Annotated in this window: 8 protein-coding genes; 7 read left to right on the top strand and 1 reads right to left on the bottom strand. The window is 72.3% G+C overall.

Annotated elements, in window-relative coordinates; genetic code table 11:
- Positions 1 to 564: 564 nt before the first annotated feature.
- The 5 genes from RKE29_RS24105 (at position 565) to RKE29_RS24085 (ending at position 6301) form a co-directional block, all read left to right on the top strand.
- Entirely contained in the window at positions 565 to 1791 is a 1227-nt protein-coding gene (locus tag RKE29_RS24105; RefSeq protein ID WP_312007708.1) for a branched-chain amino acid ABC transporter substrate-binding protein, read from the top strand.
- Positions 1792 to 1888: 97 nt separating this feature from the next.
- The gene (locus tag RKE29_RS24100; RefSeq protein WP_312007707.1) at positions 1889 to 2818 is read left to right on the top strand and encodes a branched-chain amino acid ABC transporter permease; all 930 of its coding nucleotides are present in this window, start codon (positions 1889 to 1891) and stop codon (positions 2816 to 2818) included.
- Positions 2819 to 2826: 8 nt separating this feature from the next.
- The gene (locus RKE29_RS24095; protein WP_312007709.1) at positions 2827 to 4686 is read left to right on the top strand and encodes a branched-chain amino acid ABC transporter permease; all 1860 of its coding nucleotides are present in this window, start codon (positions 2827 to 2829) and stop codon (positions 4684 to 4686) included.
- An 8-nt stretch (positions 4687 to 4694) separates the two neighbouring features.
- Positions 4695 to 5588 (top strand): ABC transporter ATP-binding protein, encoded by an 894-nt coding sequence (locus RKE29_RS24090; RefSeq protein WP_312007706.1) that lies wholly within the window; start codon positions 4695 to 4697, stop codon positions 5586 to 5588.
- Positions 5585 to 6301: an ABC transporter ATP-binding protein gene (locus tag RKE29_RS24085; RefSeq protein ID WP_312007705.1), complete on the top strand. Its 717-nt coding sequence runs from the start codon at positions 5585 to 5587 to the stop codon at positions 6299 to 6301. Before RKE29_RS24090 ends, RKE29_RS24085 begins: the two co-directional genes overlap by 4 nt.
- 73 nt (positions 6302 to 6374) lie before the next feature.
- On the opposite strand, the gene RKE29_RS24080 is transcribed toward RKE29_RS24085, so the two are convergent.
- Positions 6375 to 6572, bottom strand: coding sequence for a hypothetical protein (locus tag RKE29_RS24080; protein ID WP_312007703.1), 198 nt, complete (start codon positions 6570 to 6572; stop codon positions 6375 to 6377).
- 478 nt (positions 6573 to 7050) lie between these two features.
- Between RKE29_RS24080 and RKE29_RS24075 the strand changes: the two genes are divergently transcribed.
- Positions 7051 to 7848 (top strand): BTAD domain-containing putative transcriptional regulator, encoded by a 798-nt coding sequence (locus tag RKE29_RS24075; protein ID WP_312007702.1) that lies wholly within the window; start codon positions 7051 to 7053, stop codon positions 7846 to 7848.
- The coding region (locus RKE29_RS24070; RefSeq protein WP_312007701.1) for a BTAD domain-containing putative transcriptional regulator at positions 7845 to 9866 on the top strand (2022 nt) is incomplete at its 3' end. The genes RKE29_RS24075 and RKE29_RS24070, both read left to right, overlap by 4 nt.

Genomic DNA, 9866 nt, shown 5'->3' with positions numbered 1-9866 from the left:
GCCCGCTCCCCGCGCGCGCGGCGGGACCGTACGCCGCCGCCACGCCGCACCCGCCTACGCGGGGCGCGACCCGCCGCGGCCGCACCCGGCGGGCGGCGGCGGTTTCACGCCGCATACGACGGCAGGCGCTCCACCGGGCGCCGGGGCGGCCTCCGGCGCGCCCGCTTCCCTGAACGTAACGCTCCGTAATCCGCGCGCAATACGCACTCCCTCCACCCCGGGGCCGGCCCCGGCTCCCCGCGGGCCGTTCGCCGTTCTACGCGCGCTCATCTGCGTGAACTTTCCACGCACTCCTTAGCGGAACTGTCGATTCTTGAGTGCGGTGTGGGCGTTTGGCGACAAGCACGCCCTATGTCAGCTCCGAACTGCTACAACGACAATGACCGTCATAACAAGAGAGTCACATCCTGTTCAGCACCGCTGCCGATGCGCATCCACGCGCCTAGAGTCACGGCCAGTCACCGCGTAGCCAGGCCAGATGCGACGACACTTGCGTCCTCGCTGCGCCCGGCGCGCGTCACGGCACCTCCACGAGGGAGGCCAGCCAGGGGAAAGGACTCACCCGTGCGACACCGTTCCTTGCTGATCGCGACCTCCGTCCTCACCGCCGGAGCCCTCACCCTGACCGCCTGCGGCTCGCGCGGCGACGACAAGGGCGACGACGGCGACGGCATCACCGTCACCATCGGCGTCGACGCCCCGCTCACCGGCCAGAACTCGGCCACCGGCCTCGGCATCCAGTACGGCGCGCAGATCGCGGTGGACGATGCCAACAAGAACAACCTGGTCCCGGGCGTCAGATTCAAGATCAAGGCGCTGGACGACAAGGCGCTGCCCGGCACCGGCCAGCAGAACGCCACCGCCCTGGTCGCCGACTCGAACGTGCTCGGCGTCATCGGCCCGCTCAACTCCGGCGTCGCCGGGTCCATGCAGCAGGTCTTCGCCAACGCCGACCTGGTGGAGATCTCCCCCTCGAACACCAACGTCGCCCTCACCCAGGGCAAGGACTGGGCCAAGGGCGTCAAGAAGCGCCAGTTCGAGACCTACTTCCGCACCGCCACCACGGACGCCGTCCAGGGCGGCTTCGCCGCCGAGTACGCCTACCGCACGGCCGGCAAGAAGAAGGCCTTCGTCGTCGACGACAAGCAGGCGTACGGCGCGGGCCTGGCGGCCATCTTCCAGGACGAGTTCAAGAAGCTCGGCGGGAGCGTCGCGGGCACCGACCACGTCAACACCGGAGACAAGGACTTCTCCACCCTCGTCACCAAGATCAAGAACTCCGGCGCGGACCTGCTCTACTACGGCGGCCAGTACGACGAGTCCGAGCTGATCACCAAGCAGCTCAAGGCCCAGGGCGTGAAGATCCCGCTGTTCGGCGGCGACGGCATGTTCTCCGACACCTACATCAAGGTCGCGGGCCAGGCCTCCGAGGGCGACTACGTCACCTCCGTCGGCGTCCCCGTCACCACCCTGCCCAAGGCCAAGGACTTCATCGCGGCGTACAAGGCCAAGAAGTACCCCGGCGACTACGGCACCTACGGCGGCTACTCCTACGACGCCACCACCGCCGTGATCAAGGCCGTCGGCGTCGTCGTCGGCGCAGCCGGCGGCAAGCTCCCCGGCGACGCCCGGGCCAAGGTCGTCGACGCCGTCCAGAAGAGCGACTTCGACGGCATCGCCGGCCACGTCTCCTTCGACGAGTACGGCGACACCACCAACAAGCAGCTCACCGTCTACCAGGTCAAGAAGGGCAAGTGGGAGGCCGTCAAGAGCGGCACCTACACCGGCTGACCCGCCGCGGCGCCACCGGCCGCGCGGAAGGCCACAGCCGACCGCGCGGCCCCTCGCCCAGCCCCTCTGCCCCCTCACGCCACACGGAGGCCGCGCGGTGCACACTCTGCCGCAACAGCTGGTCAACGGGCTGCTTCTCGGCTCGATGTACGGGCTCATCGCCATCGGCTACACGATGGTGTACGGCATCGTCCAGCTCATCAACTTCGCCCACGGCGAGATCTTCATGACCGGCGCCTTCGGCGCCCTGACCGTCTGGATCAACCTCCCCGACGGCCTGTCGATCTGGGCCGCGCTGCCCCTGATGCTGATCGGCGGCGCGATCACCGCCGTACTCATCGCCGTGGCCGCCGAGCGCTTCGCCTACCGGCCGCTGCGCGGCGCCCCCCGGCTCGCCCCGCTGATCACCGCCATCGGCCTCTCGCTCGCCCTCCAGCAGGCCGTCTTCAACTGGTACCCCGACGCGAAGACCGCCCGCACCTTCCCCCAGCTCCCCGGCGACCCGCTGCACATCGGCTCGGTCGCCGTCCAGCGCGGCGACCTCTTCCTCATCGCCGCCGCGCCGTTGTGCATGATCGTCCTGGGCCTGTTCGTCTCCCGGACCCGCACCGGCCGCGGCATGCAGGCCACCGCCCAGGACCCGGACACCGCCCAGCTCATGGGCATCGACACGAACCGCATCATCGTTGTCGCCTTCGCCATCGGCGGCCTCTTCGCCGCCGTCGCCGGCGTGGCCTCCGGGCTGAAGTACGGCTCCGTCAGCTACGACATGGGCTTCCAGGCCGGTCTCAAAGCCTTCACCGCCGCCGTGCTCGGCGGCATCGGGAACATTTACGGCGCCATGCTCGGCGGGCTCGTCCTGGGCGTCGCCGAATCGCTCGCCTCCGCCTACATCGACGGTATCCCCGGCATGGAACAGCTCGGCGGCGGAAGCTGGGCGAACGTCTGGGCGTTCGTACTCCTCATCGTCGTCCTGCTGGTACGCCCGCAGGGCCTGCTCGGCGAGCGCGTCGCGGAGAGGGCGTGACCGACACCATGACCACCGCACCCGGCGCCGCCACCGAGGCGCCGACCACCGTGACCGCCCCCGTCCTGCCGCTGCCCGGGCGCCTGGCCCGCCCCCTCGCCGCGGCCGGCGCCCTCCTGGGCACCGTCGCCACCTTCCTGCCCTGGACCTGGACCACCGCGTTCCCCGGCGACCTCACCGTCACCGGCTACCCGGGCGGCCTCCAGGTCCTCACCCTCACCGGCGGCCTCCTCACCCTCCTCTACGCCGTCGCCGGCCTCGGCGTCCGGGGCCTTGGCCGGCTCAACCCGGCGCGCTCCGACAACGCGCTGCTGTGCCTCGCCCTCGGCACCTTCGCCACCACCTGGTACACCGTCGTCGCCATCGCCTCCGACCTCGGCGGCCTGGTCAACGTGGAGCCGGGCGGCTACCTCGCCGCGGCCGGCACCCTGGCCGCCGTGGTCGGCGCGCTCGGCCTCCCGCTGCACCGGCAGGCCGCCGAACCCCCGGACCCGGACCGGGAGGGCACCCGCCTCGACGCCCTCGCCCGCGGCGCCCGCCGGACCGCGCGAGCCCTGCGGCTGACCCTCGACCAGCGCCGCATCCCCGACGCCCGCCACCTGCCCGCCTGGGTCCAGTACGCGATCATCGCCCTGGCCGCCGCCGCGGGCCTGGGCCTCTTCACCTACGGCATCGAGACCGGCTACGGCGAGATCTTCACCGGCTTCCTGCTGCTGGCCGGCTTCGGCGCCTGGGGCCTGCACTCCTCCGGCCTGCTGCGGCAGTACGCCCAGCTCACCGCCGCCCACCGCGGCTTCACCGCCACCGTGGGCTTCCTGGCCGCCGCGGCCTTCCCCCTCACCCAGAGCGACGACCACAACGCCAACCTGGGCGTCAACATCCTCATCTTCGGCACCGTCGCCCTCGGCCTGAACATCGTCGTCGGCCTCACCGGTCTCCTCGACCTCGGCTACGTGGCGTTCCTGGGCGTCGGCGCCTACGCCGCGGCCCTGGTGTCCGGGTCGCAGTTCTCCGCCTTCTCCGGCACCCAGTTCCCCTTCTGGGCCGCCATGCTCACCGGGGCCGCCGCCTCGCTCGTCTTCGGCGTCCTGATCGGCGCCCCGACCCTGCGGCTGCGCGGCGACTACCTCGCCATCGTCACCCTCGGCTTCGGAGAGATCTTCCGCATCGCCGTCAACAGCATGGACGGCGTGTCAGGCCCCGACCTGACCAACGGTCCCGACGGCATCGCGCAGATCCCCGAACTCGACCTCTTCGGCTTCGACTTCGGCGCCTCGCACGACCTCGGCTCCTTCACCATCGGCCGGTTCTCCAACTACTACCTGCTGATGCTGCTGATCACCGTCCTCGTCGTGCTCGTCTTCACGCGCGCCGCCGACTCCCGCATCGGCCGCGCCTGGGTCGCCATCCGCGAGGACGAGACCGCCGCCACCGCCATGGGCATCAACGGCTTCCGCGTCAAACTCGTCGCCTTCGCCCTCGGCGCCGCGCTCGCCGGCCTCGCCGGCACCGTCAGCGCCCACGTCACCTACAACGTCGTCCCCGGCCCGTACCAGTTCGCCGGGGCGGCGCCGCCCAACTCCGCCTTCCTCCTGGCCGCCGTCGTGCTCGGCGGCATGGGCACCGTCAGCGGCCCCGTCCTCGGCGCCGCCCTGCTCTACCTCGTCCCCGAGAAACTCGCCTTCCTCCAGGACTACGAACTCTTCGCCTTCGGCCTCGCCCTGATCCTCCTCATGCGCTTCCGCCCCGAGGGCGTCATCCCCGACCGCCGCCGCCAGCTCGAATTCCACCAGGACGCCACCGCGCCCGTGCCCGGGCAGCGCGTCCTCGGCGACGACACCGTCCCCCTCGGCAAGGCGGGGGCGTGAGAACCATCATGACGACCACCACTGACAACAGCCCGCACACTCCCCCGCTCCTGCACGCCAGCGGCGTCGTCATGCGCTTCGGCGGACTGACCGCCGTACGCCACGTCGACCTCACCGTCCACCCCGGCGAGATCGTCGGCCTCATCGGCCCCAACGGCGCAGGCAAGACGACCTTCTTCAACTGCCTCACCGGCCTGTACGTGCCCACCGAGGGCACCGTCACCTACCGCGGCACCGTCCTGCCGCCCAAGCCGCACCTCGTCACCCAGGCCGGCATCGCCCGCACGTTCCAGAACATCCGCCTCTTCGCCAACATGACCGTGCTGGAGAACGTCCTGGTCGGACGCCACACGCGCACCCGCGAGGGGCTGTGGCACGCCCTCCTGCGCGGCCCCGCCTTCCGCCGCGCCGAACGGGAGTCGCGCGACCGGGCCCTGGAACTGCTGGAGTTCACCGGCCTCACCGCCCGCCGCGACCAGCTCGCCCGCAACCTCTCCTACGGCGAACAGCGCAGGCTGGAGATCGCCCGCGCCCTCGCCAGCGAGCCGGGCCTGCTGCTCCTGGACGAGCCCACCGCCGGCATGAACCCCCAGGAGACCAGGGCCACCGAGGAACTGGTCTTCGCCATCCGCGACCAGGGCACCGCCGTCCTCGTCATCGAGCACGACATGCGCTTCATCTTCAACCTCAGCGACCGCGTCGCCGTCCTCGTCCAGGGCGAGAAGCTGGTGGAGGGCACCTCCGAGGCCGTCCAGGCCGACGAGCGCGTCATCGCCGCCTACCTCGGCACTCCCTTCGAGGGCGAGCCCGGCCAGGCGGAGGCCGCCGAGGTGGAGGCCGCCGAGGCAGAGGCGGCGCAGGACCGGCGCAGCACCGCCGCAGCCACGGAGGACGGACAGTGACCGCACTGCTGGAAGTCGAGGACCTCCGGGTCGCGTACGGCAAGATCGAGGCCGTCAAGGGCGTGTCCTTCAGCGTGGACGCCGGCCAGGTGGTCACCCTCATCGGCACCAACGGCGCCGGCAAGACCACCACCCTGCGCACCCTGTCCGGCCTGCTCAGACCGGTCGCCGGCCGGATCCGCTTCGAGGGCCGGCCGCTGAACGGCGTCCCCGCCCACCGCGTCGTCGCCCTCGGCCTCGCCCACTCCCCCGAAGGCCGGCACATCTTCCCCCGCCTGACGATCGCGGAGAACCTGCAACTCGGCGCCTACCTGCGCAAGGACCCGGCCGGCATCGCCGCGGACATGCGGCGGGCGTACGAGCTCTTCCCCATCCTCGGCGAACGGCGCACCCAGGCGGCCGGCACCCTCTCCGGCGGCGAGCAGCAGATGCTCGCCATGGGCCGCGCGCTGATGTCCCGGCCCAAGCTGCTCATGCTGGACGAGCCGTCCATGGGCCTGTCGCCGATCATGATGCAGAAGATCATGCGCACGATCGCCGAGCTGAAGGCGCAGGGCACGACGATCCTGCTGGTCGAGCAGAACGCGCAGGCCGCGCTGTCGCTCGCCGACCAGGGGCACGTGATGGAGACCGGCCGGATCGTCCTGTCCGGCACGGGCCAGGCGCTGCTGCACGACGAGTCCGTGCGCAAGGCGTACCTCGGCGAGGACTGAACAGGGCGGCGCGGGGCCGTACGCGAGACGCGCGCGTACGGCCCCCAGGGCGTTCACCGGTCGGGCCGACCGCTCACAGCCCGATGCCCGGCCCCTTCAGCAGCACATGCAGAATCGCGGGCAACCCGCTGATCAGCGTGCCGATCGCGGCGATCACCAGGGGCAGCCGCCGCGCCGACCGAAGAGTCCTGGCGAGATAACCGACCAGGACGAAAAAGGCCAGGGTCACAACGCCCCCGGCGACCAACCACGTTAAGGATTCCGTGTACACGACAGCGCTCTCCCTGTGATGTGCGACCGTGCCCAGTCCGACAGAACCCGGTGCGTCGTGACGGCAGGCCCGTGACGGCTCGTGGTAAGGGAGCCGGAATCCGCTCGCGACGGCGCAGCGAGTAGACACGACGGTAGCCCAAAGTCCCCTACAGGGGCCAGACTTGATGGGAAGCACAGCAAGGCAGGGCTCCGGGGTTACCAATCCCGGAGGCCCTGCCTGAGCACGCGCCGGACTGGGCAAGCCGCAAAGCGCTGCGCCAGCAGGATGCTCCCCGCGAATAGACGATCGTTGAACTATCTGCTCTGCATCTGCTCTGCACCCACTTAACGAATGGTAAACGGGCTGGCGGCAGCGGAGATGACGCGCCGACACCCGGCCACCGACGGAACGGGACGGACTCTGCGCTCACTTAACGACAGCTGAACGCACCGCTAGACTGAGCGGGCAGCGCTGGCGCGCGCACCGGTCGCGGGAGGTGGGGGCGATACCGCTTCAGTTCGGGCTCTTAGGGCCCATCGAGGCAAGCCACGGGGGAACGGCCGTCGCCGTCGGCACGCCGCAGTGCCGTACGGTCCTCGCCGTCCTGCTGCTCGCGTCGCGCCAGGCCGTCACGGTCGCCACCCTGCGGGAGCGGATCTGGCCCGGGTCCCCGCCCGCGTCGGCGGTCCGCGCGATCCACGTCTACGTACACCGCCTGCGGCAGCTGCTCGGCCAGTTCCCCGACGACGGCACGGGAGACCTTCCCCGCCTCGTCACCCACTCCGGGCACTCCTCGGACCACGTGAGCTACGTCCTGCACGTCGCGCCCGAGGCAGTCGACGTGACCCGCTGCCGCCGCCTCCTCGAAGAGGGCGAGACCGCCGGGGCGGCGGGCGATCCGCAGACGGCACTCACCCGGTACGAGGCCGCGCTCGCCCTGTGGCGCGGTGAGCCCCTGGCCGGCCTCGCCCTGTCGGACTATCTGCGCAGTGCCTGCGCGGGCCTCGCGGAAATGCGACTCGACCTGCGCAAGCACCGAGCGGCCGCACTGCTCGCGCTCGGTGCCGCGTCCCGCGCCGCCGACGAGCTGCACGACCTGCACGCGCTGCACCGCGACGACGAGACCGTCGTGGTGCAGCTGGCACGCGCCCTGCACGCCGCCGGGGCCCAGACGCGCGCCGTGCGGCTCCTCACCGACGAACTGGCCCGCTGGAAGCGCCAGTACGGCCTGGAGCCCGACCCGCTGATACGGCAGCGGGACAGCCTCGTGCGCGGCGGCGAGCCGGCCCGATGAGTGCCGCGACACGAGCGGAGGGACGGCTGCTCGGCCCGGTCACGCTCATCGTGGACGGGGTCGACGCGACGCCCTCCGCGACGGGCACCCGCACCGTCCTGGCCTCCCTCCTGCTGCGCGCGGGGCGGACCGTACCGGCCGAGACACTCATCGGCGAACTCTGGGACGACTCCCCTCCGGTGACGGCCCGCGCGCAGATCCAGACCCACGTCAGCCGCCTGCGCCGACAGGTCGACCGGGCCCACGGCACGCACTCCGGGCACAGCCTGCTGGCCCGGCACCCGGTCGGCTACGCCCTCCTGGTCGACGCGCAGGATGTCGACGCCTTCCGGTTCACCACGCTCCTCGACCGCGCCAGGGCCCGCCTAGCCGAGGGCCGGTACGAGGGCGCGGGAGAACTGCTGCGCACCGCGCTGGACCTGTGGCGCGGCCCGGCCCTCGCGGGCGTGACCGCCGGGACCGCCCTGGCGGCAGAGGCGCGGCGGCTCGAAGAGCACCGGCTGGAGGCACTGTCCCTGCGCATCGACACCGACCTGCACCTGGGCAGACACGACCGTGCCATCCCAGACCTGCGGGCCCTCGCCGACCAGCATCCGCGGCACGAGACCTTCCACGCCCAGCTGGCCCGCGCCCTGGACGCCGCGGGCCGGATCACCGAGGCCAGGGCCATCTCCGACAGACTGGCGACCGCGCCCCGCCAGGCCGCCCTGCCCGGGGACCAGCGTCCGTCCCCGCCCGGCCCTCCCCCACCGGACCGGCGGGACCCGCCGGTCCCGTCTCCCGCCCTCGCCTCCACCGGCCTCCCCAGGGTTGCGCCCCCCACCGCGCCGGGACGGACGCCCCGGCTGCGCTTCGCGCTGCTCGGACCGGTCCGAGCCTGGCGGGGTGACGAGCGGATCAACACCGGATCGCCGCAGCAGACAGCGCTCCTGTCCGCCCTGCTGCTGCGCGGCGGGCGCACGGTGACCGCACCGGAGCTCGTCGACGGGCTGTGGGGGGACACCCCTCCCGACGCGGCCGTCGCGGCGCTGCGCACCTACGCCTCACGGCTGCGCAAGGCGTTCGGCGCCGACGCGGACGTCCTGGTGAGCGAGTCCGGAGGGTACGCCGTCCGCGTACCGGACGGAGCGCTGGACATCGAGGCGGCCGAGCGGCTGGCCGCGGACGCGGAGAAGGCCCAGCAGTCCGGCGACCGCACGCGGGCGCGCGAACTGCTCGTCAGCGCGCTCAGGCTCTGGCACGGCGAGCCGCTGGCCGGCGTCCCGGGGCCGTACGCGGAAGGCCAGCGCAACCGCCTGGCCGAGTGGCACCTCATCCTCCTGGAGAACCGCCTGGCCCTCGATCTGGAGACCGGGCTGCACGCGGAGGCGGTGTCGGAACTCACCGCGCTGACCGCCCAGCAGCCGCTGCGCGAGCGGCTGCGGGAGCTGCTGATGCTCGCGCTGTACCGCAGCGGGCGGCAGGCCGAGGCACTGGCGGTGTACGCGGACGTGCGGCGGCTGCTGGCCGACGAGTTGGGCGTGGACCCGCGCCCGGAGCTGTCCGAGCTCCAGCAGCGCATCCTGTGGGCCGACGCCGACCTGGCCGCCCCCGCGGTGGACCGCGGCGCGGCGCAACCCGTCGCCGTCCGGCCCCGTTTCCTGCCCGCGACCGTCCCGGACTTCACCGGCCGCGCGGCCTTCGTCGACGAGCTGGCCCAGCATCTGGCCACCGCCGAGACCCGCGTCACGACCGTTTCCGCGATCGCGGGCACCGGCGGGGTGGGCAAGACCACCCTGGCCGCCTACGTCGCCCACCGCGTCCGGACCCTGTTCCCCGACGGGCAGCTCTATGCCGCCCTCCAGGGCACGGGACCGGTGGCCGCCGAGCCGGAGGCCGTGCTGGGCGCCTTCCTGCGCGCCCTGGGCACCGCCGAGTCCGCCATCCCCGACGGCCTGGACGAACGCGCCGCACAGTTCCGGGTCGCGCTGGACGAGCGACGGGTGCTGGTGCTGCTGGACAACGCCCGGGACGCCGCT

The organism is Streptomyces sp. B1866 (assembly GCF_031932565.1).
Classification (GTDB): domain Bacteria; phylum Actinomycetota; class Actinomycetes; order Streptomycetales; family Streptomycetaceae; genus Streptomyces.
This window is presented reverse-complemented; position numbering and strand designations above follow the sequence as displayed.